Origin of the sequence: Microbacterium thalassium (genome assembly GCF_014208045.1) — a bacterium.
In the GTDB taxonomy this organism is placed as follows: domain Bacteria; phylum Actinomycetota; class Actinomycetes; order Actinomycetales; family Microbacteriaceae; genus Microbacterium; species Microbacterium thalassium.
In genome coordinates, this window is the sequence record NZ_JACHML010000001.1 from 1,163,560 (window position 1) to 1,184,809 (window position 21,250).

Genomic DNA, 21,250 nt, shown 5'->3' on the forward strand with positions numbered 1-21,250 from the left:
CAGGGGGTTCGGACATTGTTTCGAAAGTGGACATGCACCGAGCGCGACGCGCCTGCCGCCGACGCTGCACCGACGCGCGGTCCCCCGGATGTCTCCTCGACTGCGCGATCGGTCGCCGAGCGAGCCGCAGTCCGGGTGGAGCAGCGCGATCAGCGATCGGCGATCGCGGTCACGATGACGACACCGTCGGCACGCCACTGGAAGTCCAGGCGGTCGACGCCCAGCAGTCGGCGCGCGACGGCTACCTCCTCGATCGGAAGCTCCAGGTGCAGCGAGCCCCGCGCGGCGTTCGCCACGGGTGCGCAGGAGTACCGGACGTTTCCGTGCCGCTCCAGCAGGAGGCAGTGCACGCGAGCGCCGGGGGCATCGGCTCCGTAGAGCCACAGCTCCCAGCCGAAGTGGTCGCCCAGCGACGACGCCCAGTCGATCTCGCCCGTGATCGGGAGGGTGGGCCATTCGTCGACGACCTCCACGAGGAGGGAGTTGCCGAGCGAGCCGGTGACCGGGATGCGGTCGAGCACCCGCGCCGAGGCGAGCGCGGCCGCGGTCGGCATCGGGTCCGCCGCGCTCGGGCCGTCCTCCGTGAGGTTCGGGCGCAGGCCCGTGGCGAACGCGAGGGCGAGGGCGACGACCGCGACGCCGACGAGCAGCAGGGTCCGCGGACGACGAGCGTCGACCGCGGCGTCGGCCGGCGCCGGGTGGTCGTCGGCCGCGCCCGTCGACAGGGACGGCACGGGGGCCGGTGCGGGGACGACGGGCGGTTCCTCGGCCCGCGCGGGCGGACGCGCGTCGCTCGGATCGGAGGTCGTGATCGACGAGTGCCGTGCCTGGTGAGCGCGCTGCTCGAGCTCCGCCAGGCGATCCCGGGCCGTGGCATCCGCGGCGATGTCGGCCCCGGGCCCGTACGCGCGCCGGCGCAGCTCGTCGAGCTCCGCGAGGTCGTCGTCGTCCATCCCCGCCCACGCTACGCCTCGCGTGGGCCGTCCGGGGTGGGCGTCAGATCAGGCCGTGCCGCCGGAAGGCGTGCCAGACCCCGTCCTCGCGGACGCTCGCGGTCACCTCGTCGGCGATCCGCTTGAGCTCGTCGTCGGCGTTGCCCATCGCGATGCCCACACCGCACACCTCGAACATCTCGACGTCGTTCCAGCTGTCGCCTATGCCGATGGCGTGGGCGGCATCCATCCCGAGGTGGGCCAGCATCCGGGTGATCGCCGAGCCCTTCGTCGTGCCCAGCATCCCGATCTCGCCGTTGGAGCCGCCGGGCAGCGGCATGCTGCCGGACACGACGTGGAAGCGATCGCCGAGGTCTTGTCGCGCACGGTCGACCGCCTCGGTGTCCTCGCCCAGGAACACCGCCTTCGCGATGCGTGTGCGGTCGGCGTCGGCGAGGTCGTGGAACCGCGGCGTGCGCTGCGGCGCGGTCTGTGGTTCGTCGCTCAGGTGCTGACCGCGCCAGCGGAGGATCATCTCGGTGACGGTGCGCCGCACCCGGTCGGAGGCGTAGATTCCGTCGTTCGCCTGAAGGAACAGCAGGATGCCGGTGGTCTCGGCCCACGCGAGCAGCCGCTCGACGGCGTCGGAGGGCATGGGATCGGCCACGATCGTGTCTGACCCGCTGACGGCGTACGCGCCGCCGTTCGTGATGGCGCCGTCGAAGCCGATCGCCTGCACGTCCGGGTGGATGTCGGCGAACGAGCGTCCCGTGCTGAGGTAGACGAGGTGTCCGGCGGCGCGCGCGGTGCGCACCGCGTCGACGGTGGAGTCCGCGACGGTCTGACCGTGGTCGAGGATGGTCCCGTCGACGTCGAGGAAGGCGATGCGGCGCGTGGGAGTCACGTGTTCCATTCTGCGTGGTGTTCCGATCGCCGAGCCGCCCCCTTCGTGCCGACCTGCCCACCTCGGTGCTGTGAGCACAGGGGCCGGTCGTGCCGAAAGGGGCGGCTCGACGGATGCCGGGTCAGCGGGTGAGGGTGGCTCCGTTGGTGCGGATGACCTCGGCGTACCAGTCGAAGGACTTCTTCCGGTAGCGCTCGAGCGACCCGCTGCCGTCGTCGTTGCGGTCGACGTAGATGAAGCCGTACCGCTTGCTCAGCTGCGCGGTCGAGGCGCTGACGATGTCGATGCAGCCCCACGAGGTGTAGCCGAGCACGGTCACGCCGTCCTCGAGCGCTTCACCCACCTGGACCAGGTGGTCGTTGAGGTAGGCGATGCGGTAGTCGTCGACGACGGTCTTGACGCCGTCGACCTCGACGAGCCGGTCCTTCGCGCCCAGTCCGTTCTCGACGATGAACAGCGGCTTCTGCCAGCGGTCCCAGAACTGGTTCAGCACGAGGCGCAGACCCACCGGGTCGATCTGCCAGCCCCACTCGCTCGCCTCGAGCGTCGGGTTGGGAACGCCGCCCATGATGTTGCCCTTGCCGGCGGTCTTCTTCGCGGGGTCGGCCGTCTCGGCGATGCTCATGTAGTAGCTGAACGAGACGAAGTCGACCGTGTTGAGCAGGTCCTCCCGGTCCTGGTCGGTGATGTCCAGTTCGATGCCCTTCTCGCGGAGCGTCCGCAGGAAGTAGCCCGGGTAGCGCCCGCGCGTGTGCACGTCGCCGTAGACGAGGTTGGCGTGATCGGCGTCCATGACGGCGACCGCGTCGGCGGGCGCCGGCGTCAGCGGATAGATCGGCATGGAGAGGACCATGCACCCGACCTGGGCGTCGGGCGCGACCTCTCGGGCGATGCGGGTCGCGCGGGCGGATGCCACCAGCTCGTGGTGCATCGCCTGGTAGAGCTGCGCGTCGGTGAGCTCGTCCTTCGGCGTGTTGATGCCGCCCGACATGAACGGGGCGTGCAGCAGCGAGTTGATCTCGTTGAAGGTGAGCCAGTACTTCACGCGCGACCCGTAGCGCTCGAAGAGCGTCCGGGCGTAGCGCTCGTAGAAGCTGATGAGCTCGCGGCTGGTCCATCCGTCGTACTTCTCGGCGAGGTTCAGCGGCGTCTCGTAGTGCGAGATCGTCACGAGCGGCTCGATGCCGTGCTTCTCGAGCTCGTCGAGCACACGGTCGTAGAACGCCAGCCCCTCTTCGTTGGGTTCGGTGTCATCGCCGTTCGGGAAGATCCGGCTCCACGCGATCGAGAAGCGGTAGACGCCGAAGCCCATCTCGGCGAAGAGGGCGATGTCGTCGGCGTAGCGGTGGTAGAAGTCGATGCCCTCGAGCTTGAGGTTGTCGGGCGTCGGCTCGGCGGTGCGCGGGGCGACGATGCCGCGGGGCATGACGTCCTGCACCGAGAGGCCCTTGCCGCCCTCGCGGTAGGCGCCCTCGATCTGGTTGGCCGCGGTCGCGCCGCCCCAGAGGAACCCCTCGGGGAACGGAGTCGTGGTGGTGCTCATGTGCGTCTTTCTTGTTCGAGTCGGATCGGAGCGGGCGTGAGCGGGGGGTGCGACGAACGCACCCCCCGCTGCGGCGTCAGGCCGAGGCCTGCGCGGTCGCGGCCGGCTCCACCGACACGGCGAAGTACAGAGCGTCGCCGTGGGTGATCGCACCGGCGGCGCGGTCGCCCATGATCTCGTGGCGGTCGCCGTTGGTGACGATGACCGGCGTGGTCATGTCGTACCCGGCGGCCGTGATGGCCTCGAGGTCGAACGCGACGAGCACATCGCCCTTCGCGACGGTCTGGCCCTGCTCCACCTTGAGGGTGAAGTGCTTGCCGGCGAGCTTCACCGTGTCGATGCCGAGGTGGATGAGCACCTCCGCGCCGTCGGCGCTGCGCAGACCCACCGCGTGCCCGGTCGGGAACGCGGCGGCCACGACGCCGTCGAACGGCGCGTACAGGACGCCCTTGCTCGGGACGATCGCCACGCCGTCACCGAGGGCTCCCTCGGCGAAGGCCGCGTCGGGCACCTCGGCGAGCGGGACGACGATGCCGTCGAGCGGGCTGGCGACATCGAGGTCGCTCGCCTCGGCGGCGACGGTCTCGTCCTCCTGCGGGTCCTTGAAGCCGACGAGGACGGTGAGCAGGAACGGGATGACGATCGCGGCGGCCAGGCCGATCGCGAGCCACACCATGCTGCCGTTGCCGAACAGGGCCGGCAGGGCCAGGCCCGAGGGGACGACGAACGCGGTCGAGAACACGCCGCCGATCGCGACGAGCGCGCCACCGATGGCGCCGCCGACGATGCCGAAGGCGAAGGGTCGCTTCAGCGGCAGGTTGATGCCGTAGATCGCCGGCTCGGTGATGCCCGCGAGGAAGCCCGACAGGGTGGCCGGGGCGGCGAGGGCCTTCATGTTCTTGTTGCGGGTGCGCACCCACACGCCGGCGACCGCTGCGGCCTGCGCGAGGACGGCGGCGAAGACCGGGGCGACCAGGAGCAGCTGGCCGGTGGTCTGGTACTCGAGCTGGAACAGCGGGACGAGGCCCCAGTGCAGACCGAAGATGACGAAGACCTGCCACAGGCCGCCCATGATGGCGCCGCCGAGCCAGGGGACGGTCGAGAAGACCCAGCCGATGCCCGAGCCGAGCCAGCCGCCGAGGATGTCCGAGATCGGGCCGATGACCAGGAAGACCAGCGGCACCGCGACGAGCACGACGATCATCGGGGTCAGGAAGCGCTTGACCGACGAGTGCAGCTTCGCGTAGAGGAACTTCTCGGCGTGGCTCTGCAGCCACACGATGATGATGATCGGGATGACGCTCGAGACGTAGCTGACCATCGTGAACGGGATGCCGAAGAAGGTCAGGCCCTCCGCGCCGACCAGCGCCGTGATGCTCGGGTAGACGAGCGCGCCGGCGATGGCGAGCGAGGTGAACTCGGAGGCCTTGAAGTAGCGCGCCGCGGTGATGGCCAGCGCCAGCGGCAGGAAGTTGATGAACGCGTCCGACAGGGCGTTGAGCACCACGTAGGTGGAGGTTTCGGTGCTGAGCCAGCCGAACGTGACGGATGCCGCGAGGAACGCCTTCAGCAGGCCGGTGCCGGCGAGGGTCCACAGCACGGGCGTGAAGATCGACGAGATCATCGAGATGAAGCGGTTGAAGAGGTTCGCCTTCGGGGCGTCCTCCGCGGGCTTCGTCTCGCCGGCGGCGCTGGGGCCGACCTTCGAGATCTTGCCGATCTCGGCGAAGACATCGGGAACGTCATCGCCGATGACGACCTGGAACTGCCCGCCCGCCTCGGCGACGGTGATCACGCCGGGCACCTTCTTGACGACGGCCGCGTCTGCCTTGTCCTTGTCCTTCAGGACGAAGCGCAGCCGCGTTGCGCAGTGCACGAGTGATGTGACGTTGTCCTCGCCGCCGACGCCCGCCAGGACGCCTTCGGCTGTCTTCCGGAGATCCATCGTGGATCCTCTCCCTCCGCCGCTTCCGTGCGGCGTCTGTTGTGTGGTGCGAAGCCGTCGGACCGCTCTCGGGCAACAAAAAAACCTGAGCTGTAGACCACGTCCCGAAGGACTCAGGTCAGCTCAGGTTTTGCCTGCGTGCGCAGTAACAATCCGAAGACTGGGACGGATCATCGATCCGCGAACGTCACGGTAGCACAGCACCGCGCCGGCGCACGGGGCCGCATCCCACTCAGCGGGAGTCGCTCGACGCGACGCGCTGTGTGAGGCGCTCGACGTGGACGATGATGTACAGCCGCTCCTCGTCGGTGAGTTCGGAGTCGGATGCGGCGCGGATGTACTCCGCCACGGCATCGGAGCACTCGGCGGCCTGCGGGTAGCTCTTGCGTGCGAATTCGTAGAACGACGTGTCGCCGCCCTCGAGCATGCTGCCCGACACGAGGCGCTGCAGCAGGAACTTCACGTGCAGGATGAACCGGGCGTAGTCGGGGCTCTCGGTGTCGAGCTCGACCTCGAAGAAGTCCTCGACCGTCCCGACGATGTGCTGCACGCGACGGAAGAGCAGCGCCGCGGTCCCGTTCGGCGCGTCCTGCGTCGCGTTGAGCAGGTGCATCGTGAGGAACACCTTCTCCTCGTCGGGCAGGTCGACTTCGAGGTCTCCGCTCAGCCGCGCCACCATGGCCTCCGCCGTGCGGTACTCCTCGGGGTAGAGCACCCCGAGTTCGGGCATGGGTGCGGTGGGGATGCGGATGCCGTCACTCAGGCGCTGGAGGACGAACTGCAGGTGGTCGATGATCGCCACCGGAAGACTGCGGCCGAGGTCGCGGCCGAGGCCCAGCTGAGCCTGGGTGACCGCCTCATCGACGGCGTCGACGAGGGCGTAGGGAGCGTTCGCGAGCAGCTCCTCGGCATGCGCGCGGTCACCCTCGAGCAGGAAGGTCTTCTCGACCTTGGCGACGTCGATCGGATCGCCCGGCTTCATCTGGAAACCCAGGCCCCGTCCCATCAGGACGACCTCGGAGCCGGTGATGCCGGCGCTGACGACGACGTTGTTGTTCAGCACCTTGTGCACGACGCCCGCTCCGTGCGGCTCCTCGCGCCTGCTGCCCATGGCTTCGATCCTACGGGCGTCCGCCAGCGATCACGCAGGTGGGTCCCATACCCTGAGGGCATGGCATCCTCCTCTGACTCCCCGCGCGTGCGCCAGGTCCGTCCGGCCACCGAAGGGTGGACCCAGAAGAAGGACGCCGAGGGTCGCCCGCTGCTGCAGTTCGCGTCGCCGAAGCGCGGCAAGCCGCCGGTCCACCTGGCCGACCTCACCCCCGACGAGCGCCAGACGAAGGTCAAGGACCTCGGGATGCCGGGCTTCCGCGCCAAGCAGCTCGAGAAGCACTACTTCACGCACTACACGAACGACGCCGCCGCGATGACCGACCTTCCGGCATCCGGTCGCGAGGAGCTCGTCGCCGGCATGCTCCCCCACCTCCTCACCGAGGTCAAGCGGCTCGAGACCGACCGCGGCGACACGATCAAGTTCCTGTGGAAGCTGCACGACGGCGCGCTCGTCGAGTCGGTGCTCATGCGCTATCCGGGCCGCATCACGCTGTGCGTGTCGAGCCAGGCCGGATGCGGCATGAACTGCCCGTTCTGCGCCACCGGCCAGGCGGGGCTGACGCGGAACATGTCGGCCGCCGAGATCATCGAGCAGGTCGTGCGCGCCAACCGCCTCATCGCCGAGGGCGGCCTCGGAGATCCGCGAAAGCTCGGGCACGAGGGTGAGCGCGTCACGAACATCGTCTTCATGGGCATGGGCGAGCCCCTGGCCAACTACGCGCGGGTCATGCAGGCGGTGCGCGTCATGACCGACAAGAAGAACGGCATGGGCATGAGCGCCCGCGGCATCACGGTGTCGACGGTCGGGCTCGTCCCCGCGATCACGAAGCTCGCGAACGAGGACATCCCCGTCACCTTCGCGCTGTCGCTGCACGCCCCCGACGACGAGCTGCGCGACGAGCTCATCCCGGTGAACTCGCGCTGGAAGGTCGACGAGGCCCTCGACGCCGCGCGCGCCTACTTCGAGAAGACCGGCCGACGCGTGTCGATCGAGTACGCCCTCATCAAGGACATGAACGACCACGGCTGGCGTGCCGACCTGCTCGGCGACAAGCTGAATGAGCGCGGGCGCGGCTGGGTTCACGTCAACCCGATCCCGCTGAACCCGACGCCCGGGTCGATCTGGACCTCGTCGGACCAGGCGACGCAGGACGAGTTCGTCCGCCGGCTCGAGGCCAAGGGCATCCCCACCACGCTGCGCGACACCCGCGGCAAGGAGATCGACGGCGCCTGCGGTCAGCTCGTGGCCACCGAGGACGACGAGCGCGTCGCCGCCGAGACGCCGCCGGAGTGACGCGTCGCGGGCCCAATGGCCCGCACAGCCGCCCCCGCGGCTGACAGAATCGGCGATATGCCGGCCTGGCTCGCCTTCGTCCTGTTCGCCCTGCTGTTCGCCGCAGCGGGCGGCTGGCTGAGCAGACGGCTGCTCGATTCCCACATCGGGTGGGGCCGCGCGATGGGCACGGCGTTCGTCGTGTTCGTCGCCAGCGTGCCGGTGGCGTGGTGGTCCCTGCGGGCGGCCGACGTCGTGCGGGACGACGGAACCCTGGTCGTCGCCGGTCCCGTCGCCGCGGCGTTCCTCTTGCTGACGGTCGGGTGGGTCTTCGCGCTCACGGTGATCGCGATCGTGACGCTCGAGTTCCTGTGGCCGAGCCACCGGTGGCGGAACCCCATCGCGGCGGTGCGGGACGCATTCCGGCGTCGCGACCGCGCCCGGCGGTACGCGCAGATCCTCGCCATCGCATCCCGCCACGGCCTCGGCGCGTTCCAGAATCGGCACGGCGGCACCGAGGAGCTCGCCCACGCCATCGTCGCGGCCCTCAACGACGCCGGCGTGACCTTCGTCAAGCTCGGACAGGTGCTGTCCTCGCGCGAGGACGTTCTGCCGCGCGAGCTGATCGACGCGCTGTCGACGCTTCAGATGGACTCCACCCCGATTCCGTGGGACGAGGCGCGCGGCGCGATCGAGAAGGAGCTCGGGCGCAGCGTCGACGAGGTCTTCGCCTCGATCGACGAGACGCCGATGGCGGCGGCATCCGTCGCCCAGGTCCACACGGCGACGCTGCTGACCGGCGAGGACGTCGTCGTCAAGATCCAGCGGCCGGAGGCTCGGGCGCAGGTGACGACCGACCTCGACATCCTCGAGCGGCTCGCCGCGGACGCCGAGCGGCGCACCGACTGGGCGCGCGACTACGGCGCATCGGCGCTCGTCGCCGAGTTCGCCCGAACCCTCAGCGCCGAACTGGACTACCGCGTCGAGGTCGCCAACATCGAGCTGCTGCGCGGCGCCATCGCCCACACCGAGTCGATGCCGCTGCGCATCCCGGCGGTGTACGACGAGCTGTGCACGACCCGCATGATCGTGCAGGAGCGCATCCGCGGCGTGCCGTTCGGCAGGCTCCGCGGCGGGGAGGTGCCCGACGAGTACGCGCACGCCATCGTGGACGGCGTGGTGGATGCCGTGTACGAGCAGATGGCCGTGCGCGGCGTCTTCCACGCCGACCTGCACGCGGGAAACCTCATCCTCGATGAGGACGGCCGCGTCGCGCTCATCGACTTCGGCGCCGTGGGCATCCTCGAGCGGAGCATGCGGCGCATGCTCATGCCGCTGATGCTCGGGATCGCGAGCGATGACGACGTCGCCACGACGGACGTGGTGCTGCTCCTGTGCGGAGCCGGTCCCGACAGCGTGGACCAGGCGTCGCTGCAGCGGGACATCGGCGTCATGCTCACGCGGATGCGGAACGTCCCCGCGGACGAGAACGTGTTCCGGTCGCTGCTGGACGCGCTGCGGCGGCACCGGATCGCTCTCCCGCCCCAGCTGCTGCTCGTCTTCCGAACGCTCATGTCGCTCGAGGGATCGCTGCGACGGATGGTCCCCGGCTACGACATGATCGGTCGCGCGCTGGCGCGCGCGCCGCACTTCGCGCGCATCTCGGTGTCGGCATCCGATCTGCTGATCTCGGCGCAGACGCGGCTCGCGCTCGCCGTGGAGAGCATCGGCCGCATCCCGCGCCGCGTCGAGAACCTGACGCGCGGGCTCGAGAACGGGACGCTGTCGGTGCGGCTGCGGGCCTTCGAGGACGCCGGCGAGCGCACGTGGATCGAGAGCCTGCTCGGCAAGATCACCACCACGGTCATCGGGGTGGCGCTGCTGTCGATCGGCATCGCGCTGGTCGTCGCCTCGGGCGGCCCGATGCTGACGGACGACGTGCCGCTGTACCCGTTCCTCGGCAGCATCGTGGGTCTGGGCGGTCTGCTCCTGATCACCCGGAGCCTCCGCAGCGCCCTGCGCCGCCGTGACCCCACCCGCTGAGCCCCTCCCCGCAAGCATCCGCCCCTCCTTCCCTCCCCCGGGTGCAGTCTCACCGTCACGGCGCAATAGCACCTGCCGGGGCCGGTTTCCGGTGCTGTTGCGCCGTCACGGCCGAAGAGCAGAACGGGGAGGGGGCGGGCGGGACGTAGCCTGGAGGGATGGTCAACTACAGGTATCTCGGCAACAGCGGTCTCAAGGTCTCGGAGATCACGTACGGCAACTGGGTCACCCACGCCTCACAGGTCGAGAACGACGCGGCGATCAGAACCGTCCACCGCGCCCTCGACCTCGGCATCACGAGCTTCGACACCGCCGACGCCTACGCGAACACCGCCGCGGAGTCGATCCTCGGCGAGGCGCTGAAGGGTCAGCGCCGCGAGGGTCTCGAGATCTTCACGAAGGTGTACTGGCCGACCGGCGCCATGGGCCCGAACGACACCGGCCTCAGCCGCAAGCACATCTTCGAGTCGATCAACGGATCGCTCACGCGCCTCGGCACCGACTACGTCGAGCTGTACCAGGCGCACCGCTACGACTACGAGACGCCGCTCGAAGAGACGATGCAGGCCTTCGCCGACGTGGTCCGCCAGGGCAAGGCCCTCTACATCGGCGTCTCGGAGTGGACCGCCGAGCAGCTTCAGGCCGGCCACGCGCTGGCGAAGGAGCTGAAGATCCAGCTCGTGTCGAACCAGCCGCAGTACTCCGCGCTGTGGCGCGTGATCGAGGGCAAGGTCGTTCCGACCGCCGCCGAGCTCGGCATGTCGCAGATCGTGTGGTCGCCCATGGCGCAGGGCGTCCTCACCGGCAAGTACCAGCCGGGGCAGCCGGTGCCCGCCGGCTCGCGCGCGACCGACGAGGCCGGCGGTGCGCGGTTCATCCAGACGTTCCTGCGCGACGAGGTGCTCGAGGCCGTGCAGAAGCTGAAGCCGATCGCCGAGCAGAACGGGCTGACGATGCCGCAGCTGGCGATCGCGTGGGTGCTGCAGAACCCGAACGTCGCCGCAGCCCTGGTCGGGGCCTCGCGTCCCGAGCAGCTCGACGACACGGTCAAGGCCTCCGGAGTGACCCTCGACGAGGGCGCCATGGCGGCGATCGACGAGGCGCTCGCGCCCGTCGCGGTCACCGACCCCGAAGAGACCTACTCGGTCTCGCCCAAGTCCCGCGTCGTCTAAGAGCACACCCATGGCGACGACGAGCGCCGGCATCCTGCTGTACCGACTCGAGCCCTCGGTGCAGGTGCTCATCGCCCACATGGGTGGGCCCTTCTGGGCGGCGAAGGATGCCGGCGCGTGGTCGATCCCCAAGGGGGAGTACGACGCGGATGCCGAGGCTGCGCTCGACGCGGCGAAGCGCGAGTTCCGCGAGGAGCTCGGCATCGACCCGCCGGACGGGCCGTTCGCGGAACTGGGCACCTTCGCGTATTCGTCGGGCAAGCGGGTGACGGTGTTCGTCGCCGACGGGGCGGGGATCGACCTCGACGGCGTCGCGTTCGGCGAATTCGAACTCGAGTGGCCGCCGCGGTCGGGACGCACGGCACGGTTCCCCGAAGTGGACCGCGTCGAGTGGATGGAGCCGGATGCCGCCCGCGGGCGTCTCGTGACGGGGCAGCGCCCCGCACTCGACGCTCTGGTGGGGCGCCTCGCCGCCGCCCGCTGAGCCTCCCTCGGTGCGAAGCGGCGGGGATCCTCGCCGACACGCCGACGGGCCGACGGCATCGTGCGGCGTGTCGCCTCGGATCCCCGCCGTTCGCAACCGTGGGGCGACGGCGGTCAACCCCCTTGCCGATGTCGGAGCCCGGGTCGACACTGTCCGCGAAGGAAGGATTCGACATGGCTCACGGCGACATCACGCACATCGATCTCCCGGTCAGCGACTTCTCGCGGGCGACCGGCTTCTACTCGGCCCTGTTCGGTTGGCAGATCGCCGAAGCCCCCGGGTTCGAGGGCTACCCCATGTGGCAGGCGCCGAACAAGATCTCGGGCGGGGGCCTGGCGCCGCGCAGCGACGACTTCACCCAGCCGCGCTCATACGTCGAGGTCGACTCGATCGACGAGGCGATCGCGACGGCCGAGGCGAAGGGCGGATCCGTGGTGATGCCGAAGGCGCCGATCAGCCCGACGAGCTGGTGGGCGGCGATCACCGACCCCGACGGCAACGTGATCGGGCTCTACGAGGGAATCACCGAGGTCGAGGGGTCCTGAGCTCCGTCGGCGTCGCGATTCTGCTTCCACTCGTCGACGAGCTGCGGCATGCGCTCGGCGAGGAAGCGGAGGAAGTCCGCCGTGTCGCGGGCGCGGGCGACCGATGCGGGAGCATCGGCGTTCTCCGTGCCGATGGCGTCGATGAGATCGGCCAGCTCGGTGAACATCGGCGCCTTGCCGACCCCCACGCCCTGGAAGGCGCCGTCGGCGAGGTCGTAGCGGTCACGCCGATCGCCGGCGCGCGAGAGGCGCTGGATGAGCCGCATCGACTGCAGGTAGCGGACCGCGCCCGACACGGCGGCCGGTGACACCCCCAGCCGCTCCGCGAGTTCCGCAGCCGTGTAACCCTCGTCGGGTGACCCGACGAGGGCCATCATGACGCGCGCCGGCATGCGCGCCATGCCGGCCGCGGTCAGGAGAGCCGCCGCCTGCTCGGCCGCCTCGGTGCCCGGGTGCTCCATCAGACCGGCTCCCTACGCCGCCGCCGCGAGTTCGCGACGCCGCATCAGCACCAGCGAGGCGGCGGTTCCGAGCACGGCCACGGGAGCGAGCCACCACAGCCCGCCGAGGTCGACGTCGTCGCCGGCCACGGTGGGCGCCGCCGCGATCGGCGAGAGTTCGACGAGTGCATCGGGGAACCCGAAGAGCGGACCGAAGAACCCGAGCAGCAGGGCGACGAGCACGAGTGACCACGACAGCGGAATCGTGAGCCATGGCACGGCGACGAAGACGACCGCGGCGATGCCCAGGAAGACGCATGCTGCGACGAGTTGGCCGCCGCCGATGACGAGCACATCGCGGATCAGGCCGCGGTCGCCGTCCTGCGCGAGGATCCCCGCGATCGAGGCGCCCACGGCTGCCCCCACGGTGAGCACGGCGGCGGCGAACCCGACGACCAGGTAGCCGCTCAGCCAGCGCACGCGCGCCACCGGCGCCGACAGCACCGGCTCGACCGTGCCGCCCGCCTCCTCCTGGCGGGCGCGCGCCACGATCTGCACGACGCAGGATGCGGCGAGCACGCCCAGAATGGTGAAGAACGCGGCCACGGTCGCCTGCTCGGTGTCCCCGCCGCCGGCGATCTGGCTGAGCATCTGCTCGATGGCCGGATTGTCGGCGGTGAACTCGTCGACGACGGAGGCGAGCGACGTGGCCATCGCGCCGACGACGGCGCCGCCGATGACCCATCCGATGATGCCGCCGCGCGTCAGCCGCCACACGAGCCCGATCGGCGTTCCCAGGGCGGCGCCGGCGCCGGCGCGCCCGCGGCGCGACGGGACGAGTCCTTCGCCGAGGTCGCGGATGGACTGGAGGGTGATCGAGACGCCCGTCAGGACCAGGCCGAGCGCGAGCAGCAGCAGCAGCGGCCACGCGTTGTCCTCATCGTACGCGCGCGTGTTCTCGGCCCAGCCGAACGGAGACAGCCACGTGAGCCACGAGCTCTCCATCCGCTGCAGATCGTCGGAGGGGGTGCCCAGGGCATTGCCGAGACCGCACACGAAGAACAGGGCGGTCACGGTCCACACCGACGTCGCGTTCGCTCCGCGCGAGGTGCGCATGAGCTGTGCCGCGAGCAGTCCCAGCCCGAGGAACGCGACGCCGACGCCGCCGATGGCGAAGCCCGCGACGAACGCGCCCTCGGTGCCGAGTCCGGAGGCGACGAACGCCGCCGACACCAGCAGTGCGAGCACGAGGTTGGCGGCGAGGCCATGCAGCGCGGTGGCGACGAGCGGTCGCGTGCGCGATGCGGTGGTGGCCGACACGAGCTCGGCCCGGCCGGCCTCCTCGTCGCCGCGGGTGTGGCGGACCGCCAGGAACGTGCTCATGAGGGCCGCGAGGAACGCCGTCGCGGGGAGGATGAGGAAGATCACCAGTGCGCCCTCGCTCGATCCCGAGGGCAGCCCGCGGAACAGCAGGATGACGGGGTTCGCGATCGCGGCGGCCAGCAGCGCCGCGCGGTCCTGCTCGGTCGCGAACGTCTCGCCTCCGGCCACGTACCCCATGTACGCGAGGGCGCTGATGCCGAGGATCCACAGCGCCAGCTGCACCCGGTCGCGGCGCAGCCGGTTGCCGAGCAGCGTCATCATGACCGCGAACCCGTCGGCTGCGTGCCGCGGCGCGTCGCGCGTCCGACGCTGTCGGTCGTGAGGTCGTCGCCGTAGTGGCGCAGGAACAGCTCTTCGAGCGACGGCGGGGCCACGCGCAGCCCCTCCACGCGTCGCCGCGCGAGCTCGGGGAGGACGTCGGCGATCGCGTCGCTGTCGACCGTGAACTGGGCGCGTCCGTCGACGACCGCGAGATCGTGGGCGCCGGCGATGTCGGCCACCGACTGATCGCCGTCGAGGGCGAAGGAGACCTGGGTCCGGGTGAGGTGGCGCAGTTCGGCGAGCGTGCCGCTCTCGACGATGCGCCCGGCGCGGATGATCGAGACGCGGTCGCACACCTGCTCAACCTCGGAGAGGATGTGGCTCGACAGCAGCACCGTCGCTCCGGCATCGCGCACCCGCGCCAGTTCGCGCTGGAACGTCACGGCCATCAGCGGGTCCAGGCCACTGGTCGGCTCGTCGAGCACGTAGAGGTCCGCCGGCACGGCGAAGGCGGCGATGAGCGCGACCTTCTGCCGGTTGCCCTTCGAGTACGCGCGCCCCTTCTTGCGGGGGTCGAACTGGAAAGCCTCCATCAGCCGATCGCGCTGCGCCTTGTAGCCGCGGTCGCCGGTGCGCGCGCCGCGAAGCCGCGCGAGGAAGTCGATCGCCTCACCGCCCGAGAGGTTCGGCCAGATGCTGACGTCGCCGGGCACGGATGCGACGCGTCGGTGAATCGCGACCGCATCCGTCCAGGGATCCGAGCCGAACACCGTCGCCTCGCCGCTGGTCGCTCGGGCGAGCCCGAGCAGGATGCGGATCGTCGTGGTCTTGCCGGCGCCGTTCGGACCGAGGAAGCCGTGGATCTGCCCGGCCGCGACCGTCAGGTCGAGACCGTCGAGGGCCCGCACGGAGCCGTAGTGCTTGTCGAGTCCGCGGGTGAGGATCACATCGCTCATGGTGGCGACGCTACACGGATTTCATGAATTCGTGAAGACAGTGAATCAACGCGACGCGCCGTCGGCCGCATCCCCTGCGGATGCGGCGCCGCTGCGCGTCCGCATGCGCCGCGCGTGGACTCAACGTTGTATACACCATTGGTGATCAGTGGCGAAACATTGCCATTTCGAGGCCCCATATGTATACACTGTTGTCGGCAGTGGGGTCGAAGGAGGTACGCATGCGGGCCAGCGATCGCGCATACGCGACTCTTCTCGACGAGATCCAGTCGGGCTCCCTGCCGCCCGGTGCGGTCCTCGCCGAGGTCGAGCAGGCATCGCGGCTCGGTGTCAGCCGTACGCCGCTGCGCGAGGCGCTCGGACGTCTCGGGGCCGACGGGCTCGTGGTGCAGCAGTCGCCGCGCGTCACCGTCGTCGCCGATATCGATGCAGGCGACATCCGCGAGCTCTTCGAACTGCGTCGCGCGCTCGAAGAGACCGCCGCGCGCCTGGCCGCCGTGCGCGGCGACGCCGCCGCGTTCGCCGATCTGGCGGGCGAGTTCGCGGCGGTGACGCTCGGCGACGCGGACGGGCTCGACACCTACTACGCGCTCATCGCGCGGTTCGACGCGGCGCTGGACGCCGCCGTCGCCAACGACTACCTGATCGCCGCCCTGCGGACGGTGCGCACGCACCTCGTGCGAGTGCGGCGCCTCGCGCGGGACAATCCGCAGCGGCTGGCGGCATCCGTCGCCGAGCACCGTCTCATCGCCTCGGCGATCGGAGCGCGCGACGCCGACCTCGCGGCACACGCCACCCACGTCCATCTCCACAACGCGCTCGAAAGCGTCCTCGCCTCCCTCGGCGGCGGCACGACCACCGGCGGCGCCATCACGACCCAAGGAGCAGCATGACCGTCACCCACCACCTGCGCGTCCACCGCAGCGACGAGAACCTCACCCGCGAGGGACAGCTCGCCTGGCACATCGCCGAGGTGGCCGCCGATCCCGTGGCCGTCGAGCCCGAGGTGGTCGACATGATCATCAACCGCGTCATCGACAATGCGTCGGTGGCCGCGGCATCCCTCACCCGCGCACCCGTCAGCGCCGCCCGCCAGCAGGCGCTCGACAACCCGGTCTCGGTCAGCGGCACGGGCGCGACCGTCTTCGGCGCGACGCTGGACCGTCACGTCGGCGTCGAGTGGGCGGCGTGGGCGAACGGCGTCGCCGTCCGCGAGCTCGACTACCACGACACCTTCCTCGCCGCCGACTACTCGCACCCCGGAGACAACATCCCCCCGATCGTCGCCGTCGCCCAGCACGTCGGCGCCGACGGCGCGGCTCTCGTGCGCGGGCTCGCGACGGGGTACGAGATCCAGATCGACCTGGTGCGCGCGATCTGCCTGCACAAGCACAAGATCGACCACGTCGCCCACCTCGGCCCGTCGGCCGCGGCCGGCATCGGGACCCTCCTCGGCCTCGACGTCGAGACGATCTACCAGGCCGTCGGCCAGGCGCTGCACACCACCACCGCGACGCGCCAGTCGCGCAAGGGCGAGATCTCGACGTGGAAGGCGCACGCCCCCGCGTTCGCCGGCAAGATGGCCGTCGAGGCGATCGACCGCGCGATGCGCGGACAGACCAGCCCGTCGCCCATCTACGAAGGCGAGGACGGCGTCATCGCCTGGATGCTCGACGGCCCCGACGCCTCGTACGAGGTGCCGCTGCCCGCCGCCGGCGAGGCCAAGCGCGCGATCCTCGACTCGTACACCAAGGAGCACTCGGCCGAGTACCAGGCCCAGGCCTGGATCGACCTGGCCCGCAAGCTCCACGGCGAACTCCCCGAGCTCGCCGACCCCGCGAACATCGCCTCGATCGTGCTGCACACCAGCCACCACACGCACTACGTCATCGGCTCGGGCGCGAACGACCCGCAGAAGTACGACCCGAAGGCCTCGCGCGAGACGCTCGACCACTCGATCCCGTACATCTTCGCCGTCGCGCTGCAGGACGGCGGCTGGCACCACGTCGACTCGTACCTGCCCGAGCGGGCGGCGCGCCCCGACACCGTGGAGCTGTGGAACAAGATCACCACGGCCGAGGACCCGGAGTGGACGCGCCGCTACCACTCCACCGATCCGGACGAGAAGGCGTTCGGCGGCCGCGTCGAGATCACGATGACCGACGGCACGACGGTCGTCGACGAGATCGCCGTCGCCGACGCGCATCCGCTGGGAGCGCGGCCGTTCGCCCGCGAGGACTACATCCGCAAGTTCCGCATCCTCGCCGAGCCCGTGCTGGAGCCCGCCGAGATCGAGCGCTTCCTCGACCTCGCGCAGCGTCTTCCCGAGCTGACGCCGGCCGAGGTGCTGGAGCTCAGCATCGTCGCCAAGCCCGGCGTGCTCGCTGCGGCTCCGGCGCCGAAGGGTCTGTTCTGATGCTGTACGCGCAGACGCCCGCTGCCGAGAAGCGGCGGCTGTTCCGCGAGCGGCTCGCGTCGGGGGAGTTGCTGCGCTTCCCCGGCGCCTTCAACCCGCTGTCGGCGCGGCTGATCGAGCGCAAGGGCTTCGAGGGCGTCTACATCTCGGGCGCGGTGCTGTCGGCCGACCTCGGGCTCCCCGACATCGGCCTGACGACGCTGACCGAGGTCGCGGGCCGCGGCGAGCAGATCGCCCGCATGACCGAGCTCCCGGCGATCATCGACGCCGACACCGGGTTCGGCGAGCCGATGAACGTCGCCCGCACGATCCAGACCCTCGAGGACGCGGGCCTGGCGGGCACACACATCGAGGACCAGATCAACCCGAAGCGCTGCGGGCACCTCGACGGCAAGTCCGTCGTCGACGAGGACACCGCGGTCAAGCGCATCCGGGCCGCCGCCGACGCACGGCGCGACCCGAACTTCCTCATCATGGCGCGCACCGACATCCGCGCCGTCGAGGGGATGGATGCCGCCATCGACCGCGCCAAGGCGCTCGTGGACGCCGGGGCGGACGCGATCTTCCCCGAGGCGATGCGCGACCTCGGCGAGTTCGAGGCGATGCGAAACGCCCTCGACGTGCCGATCCTCGCCAACATGACGGAGTTCGGGAAGTCCGAGCTGTTCTCGGCGAATCAGCTGCGGGATGTCGGCGTGAACATCGTCATCTGGCCGGTGTCGCTGCTGCGCATCGCGATGGGCGCGGCGGGACGCGCGCTCGACACGCTCACCGACGAAGGGCACCTCACCTCGAAGCTCGGCGAGATGCAGCATCGCGCCGACCTGTACGACCTGATCGACTACGAGCAGTACAACCACTTCGACACGAACGTCTTCAACTTCCAGATCAGCCGCTGAGCGAGCGAAGGAGCACGCAGATGACCGACACGAACGAGATCAAGAAGGGCCTGGCCGGGGTCACCGTCGACTACACGGCGGTGTCCAAGGTCAACCCCGAGACCAACTCGCTGCTCTACCGCGGGTACCCGGTCCAGGAGCTCGCCGCGACCCAGTCGTTCGAGGAGGTCGCCTACCTGCTGTGGAACGGCGAGCTGCCGACGCCTGAGCAGCTGGCCGCCCAGACCGCGGACGGCAAGCCGCATCGTCCGCTCGCGCCCGAGGTGAAGGCCGCGATCGACGCTCTGCCGCTGGACTCGCACCCCATGGACGAGGTCCGCACCGCCGTCAGCGTGATCGGCGCGATCGATCTCGCGGGCGACGGCTCGGTGCTCGACGCCGTCGGGACCGTCGAGGAGAACCGGGCGCGCAGCCTGCACCTGTTCGCGGCCCTGCCGGCGATCGTCGCGTACGGGCAGCGCCGCCGCCACGGCCTCGACGCGGTCGAGCCGCGCGAGGACCTAGGCTACGCGGCGAACTTCCTGTGGATGACCTTCGGCGAGGAGCCCGACGAGATCGTCGTGGATGCGTTCAACCGGTCGATGATCCTGTACGCCGAGCACTCCTTCAACGCGTCGACCTTCACTGCGCGCGTCATCACGTCGACGCTCAGCGACCTGTACTCGGCCGTCGTCGGCGCCATCGGCGCGCTCAAGGGGCCGCTGCACGGCGGCGCGAACGAGGCCGTGCTGCACATCTTCGAAGAGATCGGCGACGCCGAGAACGTCGAGGACTGGCTGGATCGGGCGCTCGCCGAGAAGCGCAAGATCATGGGCTTCGGCCACCGCGTGTACAAGCGCGGCGACTCGCGCGTGCCGACCATGAAGGCGGCGCTGGACGAGCTCGTCCAGTACTACGACCGTCCGGATGTCGCGGCTCTGTACGACGCCCTCGAGAACGACTTCGTCTCGCGCAAGGGCATCTACCCGAACCTCGACTACCCGTCGGGTCCCGCCTACAACCTCATCGGCTTCGACACGCTCACCTTCACGCCGCTGTTCGTCGCGGCGCGGGTCGTCGGCTGGACGGCGCACATCATGGAGCAGATGGCCTCGAACGCGCTCATCCGCCCGCTGTCGGCGTACAACGGGCCCGACGAGCGGCACGTCGAGGGATACGTCGCCAACACCGAGGCGATCCGCCTGAACGAGCGACCGGAAGAGGCCGCGGTGTGAGCATCTGGTTCGGCGACGTCTCGTCGATCGATCTGCCGTCCCTGTCGGCCGAGAGCCTCATCGACAACCTCGGCATCGAGTTCGTCGAACTGTGCGACGACGCGCTCGTGTGCCGGATGCCGGTCGACCGGCGCACCATCCAGCCGGCGGGTGTCCTGCACGGCGGTGCGTCGGTCGCCCTGGCCGAGACCCTCGCGTCGTGGTCGGCGTATCTCGCCGTCGACCGGGATCGATTCCACGTCGTCGGCATGGAGATCAACGCCAACCACGTGCGCCCGATCTCGAACGGCTGGGTGACCGGCACCGCGACCCCGGTGAACATCGGCAGGCGTGCGCACGTCTGGGAGATCCGGATCGTCGACGACGCGGGCAGGCTCGTCTGCATCTCGCGCTGCACCATGGCCGTCATCGAGCAGCGGAGCACCTACGCGACTCCGGGGGAGCGCAGCACCGGCTGATGCGCTGACAAGCGCGATGCTGCGCGGCACGATGGAGACATGACCCGCACTGCCGTCATCGTCGACGTCGTCCGCACCCCGTCCGGCCGGGGCAAGCCCGGGGGAGCCCTGAGCGGGCTGCATCCGGTCGACCTCGCCGCGACGGTGCTGACCGGGCTGCTCGAGCGGAGCGGGCTCGACTCGGAGCAGATCGACGACGTGATGATGGGGTGCGTCAGCCAGACGGGCGACCAGTCGATGAACATCGCCCGCCAAGCTCTGCTGGCGGCGGGCTTCGACGAGGCGGTGCCGGGCGTGAGCATCGACCGGCAGTGCGGCTCCAGCCAGCAGGCCGCGCACTTCGCCGCGCAGGGGATCATCGCCGGCGCGTACGACATCGTCATCGCGGGCGGCGTCGAGTCGATGAGCCGCGTGCCGCTCGGATCGGCGTGGCGCGACGCCACCGTGCCGGACGGCATCCGCCATCGCTATCCGCAGGGCTTGGTCAACCAGGGCGTCTCCGCAGAGCTCATCGCGACTCGCTGGGGCTTCTCGCGCCAGGAGCTCGACGCGTACGCCGCCGAGTCGCACTGGCGGGCGGCGGATGCCTGGCGCCGCGGCCGCTTCGACAGCCAGGTGCTGCCGGTGTACGCCGGCGGCGAGGACGCCGTGGCGTTCGACGAGACGGTGCGCGAAGGCACGACCGTCGAGAAGCTCGGCGGGCTCGGGCCGGCGTTCCGCACGGATGCCCTGGCGACGCGCTTCCCCGAGCTGGAGTGGAGCATCACGGCCGGGAACTCCTCACCCCTGACGGATGCCGCCTCGGCGGCGCTCATCATGGGCGAGGACACCGCCGCGTCGCTCGGGCTCACGCCGCGGGCGCGCTTCCACTCGTTCGCCGTCGTCGGCGACGATCCGCTGATGATGCTGACCGGCCCGATCCCGGCGACGCGTCGCATCCTCGAGCGCAGCGGCCTCACGCTCGACGACCTCGACGCGTACGAGGTGAACGAGGCGTTCGCATCGGTTCCGCTGGCATGGCTCGAGGAGTTCGACGCCGACCCGGCGCTACTGAACCCGTGGGGCGGCGCGATCGCGCTCGGCCACGCCGTCGGCGCCTCGGGCACGCGGCTGCTCGGCACGCTGGTGGCCCACCTCGAGGCGACGGGCGGCCGCTTCGGACTGCAGACGATGTGCGAGGGCGGCGGCATGGCGAACGCCACCGTCATCGAACGTCTCTGACCTGCGGGCGTGGATCTGCAAACGCTTGCGAGCGGCGCATCCTTTCGA

Annotated in this window: 19 protein-coding genes; 11 read left to right on the forward strand and 8 right to left on the reverse strand. The window is 70.2% G+C overall.

Features of this window, described 5'->3' with window-relative positions:
- Window positions 1-149: 149 nt before the first annotated feature.
- The 5 genes from HD594_RS05470 to HD594_RS05490 form a co-directional block, all read right to left on the reverse strand.
- Complete coding sequence (locus HD594_RS05470; RefSeq protein ID WP_184749987.1) at window positions 150-953, reverse strand: hypothetical protein; 804 nt, start codon at window positions 951-953, stop codon at window positions 150-152.
- Window positions 954-996: 43 nt separating this feature from the next.
- Entirely contained in the window at window positions 997-1,845 is an 849-nt protein-coding gene (locus tag HD594_RS05475; protein ID WP_184749988.1) for a Cof-type HAD-IIB family hydrolase, read from the reverse strand.
- Between the two features lie 112 nt (window positions 1,846-1,957).
- Complete coding sequence (locus HD594_RS05480; protein WP_184749989.1) at window positions 1,958-3,379, reverse strand: glycoside hydrolase family 1 protein; 1,422 nt, start codon at window positions 3,377-3,379, stop codon at window positions 1,958-1,960.
- A 76-nt stretch (window positions 3,380-3,455) separates the two neighbouring features.
- Complete coding sequence (locus tag HD594_RS05485; protein ID WP_184749990.1) at window positions 3,456-5,324, reverse strand: beta-glucoside-specific PTS transporter subunit IIABC; 1,869 nt, start codon at window positions 5,322-5,324, stop codon at window positions 3,456-3,458.
- A 232-nt stretch (window positions 5,325-5,556) separates the two neighbouring features.
- Window positions 5,557-6,435, reverse strand: coding sequence for a PRD domain-containing protein (locus tag HD594_RS05490; protein WP_184749991.1), 879 nt, complete (start codon window positions 6,433-6,435; stop codon window positions 5,557-5,559).
- 60 nt (window positions 6,436-6,495) lie between these two features.
- Here HD594_RS05490 and rlmN point away from each other — a divergent pair, with 60 nt between their 5' ends.
- The 5 genes from rlmN to HD594_RS05515 all read left to right on the forward strand — a co-directional run bounded on the left by rlmN (window position 6,496) and on the right by HD594_RS05515 (window position 11,954).
- Window positions 6,496-7,731, forward strand: coding sequence for a dual-specificity RNA methyltransferase RlmN (gene rlmN / locus HD594_RS05495; RefSeq protein WP_184749992.1), 1,236 nt, complete (start codon window positions 6,496-6,498; stop codon window positions 7,729-7,731).
- A 57-nt stretch (window positions 7,732-7,788) separates the two neighbouring features.
- Window positions 7,789-9,753: an ABC1 kinase family protein gene (locus HD594_RS05500; RefSeq protein ID WP_184749993.1), complete on the forward strand. Its 1,965-nt coding sequence runs from the start codon at window positions 7,789-7,791 to the stop codon at window positions 9,751-9,753.
- A gap of 158 nt (window positions 9,754-9,911) precedes the next feature.
- Window positions 9,912-10,925 (forward strand): aldo/keto reductase family protein, encoded by a 1,014-nt coding sequence (locus HD594_RS05505; protein ID WP_184749994.1) that lies wholly within the window; start codon window positions 9,912-9,914, stop codon window positions 10,923-10,925.
- A 10-nt stretch (window positions 10,926-10,935) separates the two neighbouring features.
- Window positions 10,936-11,409: an NUDIX hydrolase gene (locus tag HD594_RS05510; protein ID WP_184749995.1), complete on the forward strand. Its 474-nt coding sequence runs from the start codon at window positions 10,936-10,938 to the stop codon at window positions 11,407-11,409.
- A gap of 173 nt (window positions 11,410-11,582) precedes the next feature.
- On the forward strand, window positions 11,583-11,954 hold the full coding sequence (locus HD594_RS05515; RefSeq protein WP_184749996.1) for a VOC family protein: 372 nt from the start codon (window positions 11,583-11,585) through the stop codon (window positions 11,952-11,954).
- Here HD594_RS05515 and HD594_RS05520 read toward each other — a convergent pair.
- From HD594_RS05520 to HD594_RS05530, 3 genes are read right to left on the reverse strand one after another with little or no spacing between them, the layout of a single operon-like run.
- Window positions 11,921-12,415, reverse strand: a complete 495-nt coding sequence (locus tag HD594_RS05520; protein WP_184749997.1) for a GbsR/MarR family transcriptional regulator — start codon at window positions 12,413-12,415, stop codon at window positions 11,921-11,923. The genes HD594_RS05515 and HD594_RS05520 overlap by 34 nt on opposite strands.
- Before the next feature lie 12 nt (window positions 12,416-12,427).
- A complete protein-coding gene (locus tag HD594_RS05525) occupies window positions 12,428-14,038 on the reverse strand; it encodes an ABC transporter permease (RefSeq protein WP_184749998.1) in 1,611 nt (536 codons plus the stop codon).
- Complete coding sequence (locus HD594_RS05530) at window positions 14,035-14,994, reverse strand: ABC transporter ATP-binding protein (protein ID WP_184749999.1); 960 nt, start codon at window positions 14,992-14,994, stop codon at window positions 14,035-14,037. Before HD594_RS05530 ends, HD594_RS05525 begins: the two co-directional genes overlap by 4 nt.
- 221 nt (window positions 14,995-15,215) lie before the next feature.
- Between HD594_RS05530 and HD594_RS05535 the strand changes: the two genes are divergently transcribed.
- From HD594_RS05535 to HD594_RS05560, 6 genes are read left to right on the forward strand one after another with little or no spacing between them, the layout of a single operon-like run.
- Window positions 15,216-15,887, forward strand: a complete 672-nt coding sequence (locus HD594_RS05535) for a GntR family transcriptional regulator (protein ID WP_184750000.1) — start codon at window positions 15,216-15,218, stop codon at window positions 15,885-15,887.
- Window positions 15,884-17,410, forward strand: a complete 1,527-nt coding sequence (locus HD594_RS05540) for an MmgE/PrpD family protein (protein WP_184750001.1) — start codon at window positions 15,884-15,886, stop codon at window positions 17,408-17,410. Before HD594_RS05535 ends, HD594_RS05540 begins: the two co-directional genes overlap by 4 nt.
- Window positions 17,410-18,309: a methylisocitrate lyase gene (gene prpB / locus HD594_RS05545; protein WP_184750002.1), complete on the forward strand. Its 900-nt coding sequence runs from the start codon at window positions 17,410-17,412 to the stop codon at window positions 18,307-18,309. Before HD594_RS05540 ends, prpB begins: the two co-directional genes overlap by 1 nt.
- 20 nt (window positions 18,310-18,329) lie before the next feature.
- A complete protein-coding gene (locus tag HD594_RS05550) occupies window positions 18,330-19,523 on the forward strand; it encodes a bifunctional 2-methylcitrate synthase/citrate synthase (protein ID WP_184750003.1) in 1,194 nt (397 codons plus the stop codon).
- A complete protein-coding gene (locus HD594_RS05555) occupies window positions 19,520-19,981 on the forward strand; it encodes a hotdog fold thioesterase (RefSeq protein ID WP_184750004.1) in 462 nt (153 codons plus the stop codon). Before HD594_RS05550 ends, HD594_RS05555 begins: the two co-directional genes overlap by 4 nt.
- Window positions 19,982-20,020: 39 nt before the next feature.
- Window positions 20,021-21,202 carry a thiolase family protein gene (locus HD594_RS05560; RefSeq protein ID WP_184750005.1) on the forward strand — a complete coding sequence of 394 codons (1,182 nt, stop codon included), beginning with the start codon at window positions 20,021-20,023 and terminating at the stop codon, window positions 21,200-21,202.
- Window positions 21,203-21,250: the final 48 nt, after the last annotated feature.

Excerpts from the sequence above, each read along its gene's own strand:
- HD594_RS05515 (WP_184749996.1), top strand. The coding sequence starts at position 11,583 with ATGGCTCACGGCGACATCACGCACATCGATCTCCCGGTCAGCGACTTC.
- HD594_RS05470 (WP_184749987.1), bottom strand. The coding sequence starts at position 953 with ATGGACGACGACGACCTCGCGGAGCTCGACGAGCTGCGCCGGCGCGCG.
- rlmN (WP_184749992.1), top strand. The coding sequence starts at position 6,496 with ATGGCATCCTCCTCTGACTCCCCGCGCGTGCGCCAGGTCCGTCCGGCC.
- HD594_RS05535 (WP_184750000.1), top strand. The coding sequence starts at position 15,216 with ATGCGGGCCAGCGATCGCGCATACGCGACTCTTCTCGACGAGATCCAG.
- prpB (WP_184750002.1), top strand. The coding sequence starts at position 17,410 with ATGCTGTACGCGCAGACGCCCGCTGCCGAGAAGCGGCGGCTGTTCCGC.
- HD594_RS05505 (WP_184749994.1), top strand. The coding sequence starts at position 9,912 with ATGGTCAACTACAGGTATCTCGGCAACAGCGGTCTCAAGGTCTCGGAG.
- HD594_RS05525 (WP_184749998.1), bottom strand. The coding sequence starts at position 14,038 with ATGATGACGCTGCTCGGCAACCGGCTGCGCCGCGACCGGGTGCAGCTG.
- HD594_RS05500 (WP_184749993.1), top strand. The coding sequence starts at position 7,789 with ATGCCGGCCTGGCTCGCCTTCGTCCTGTTCGCCCTGCTGTTCGCCGCA.
- HD594_RS05480 (WP_184749989.1), bottom strand. The coding sequence starts at position 3,379 with ATGAGCACCACCACGACTCCGTTCCCCGAGGGGTTCCTCTGGGGCGGC.
- HD594_RS05485 (WP_184749990.1), bottom strand. The coding sequence starts at position 5,324 with ATGGATCTCCGGAAGACAGCCGAAGGCGTCCTGGCGGGCGTCGGCGGC.
- HD594_RS05490 (WP_184749991.1), bottom strand. The coding sequence starts at position 6,435 with ATGGGCAGCAGGCGCGAGGAGCCGCACGGAGCGGGCGTCGTGCACAAG.
- HD594_RS05510 (WP_184749995.1), top strand. The coding sequence starts at position 10,936 with ATGGCGACGACGAGCGCCGGCATCCTGCTGTACCGACTCGAGCCCTCG.
- HD594_RS05560 (WP_184750005.1), top strand. The coding sequence starts at position 20,021 with ATGACCCGCACTGCCGTCATCGTCGACGTCGTCCGCACCCCGTCCGGC.
- HD594_RS05540 (WP_184750001.1), top strand. The coding sequence starts at position 15,884 with ATGACCGTCACCCACCACCTGCGCGTCCACCGCAGCGACGAGAACCTC.
- HD594_RS05550 (WP_184750003.1), top strand. The coding sequence starts at position 18,330 with ATGACCGACACGAACGAGATCAAGAAGGGCCTGGCCGGGGTCACCGTC.
- HD594_RS05530 (WP_184749999.1), bottom strand. The coding sequence starts at position 14,994 with ATGAGCGATGTGATCCTCACCCGCGGACTCGACAAGCACTACGGCTCC.
- HD594_RS05520 (WP_184749997.1), bottom strand. The coding sequence starts at position 12,415 with ATGGAGCACCCGGGCACCGAGGCGGCCGAGCAGGCGGCGGCTCTCCTG.
- HD594_RS05475 (WP_184749988.1), bottom strand. The coding sequence starts at position 1,845 with ATGGAACACGTGACTCCCACGCGCCGCATCGCCTTCCTCGACGTCGAC.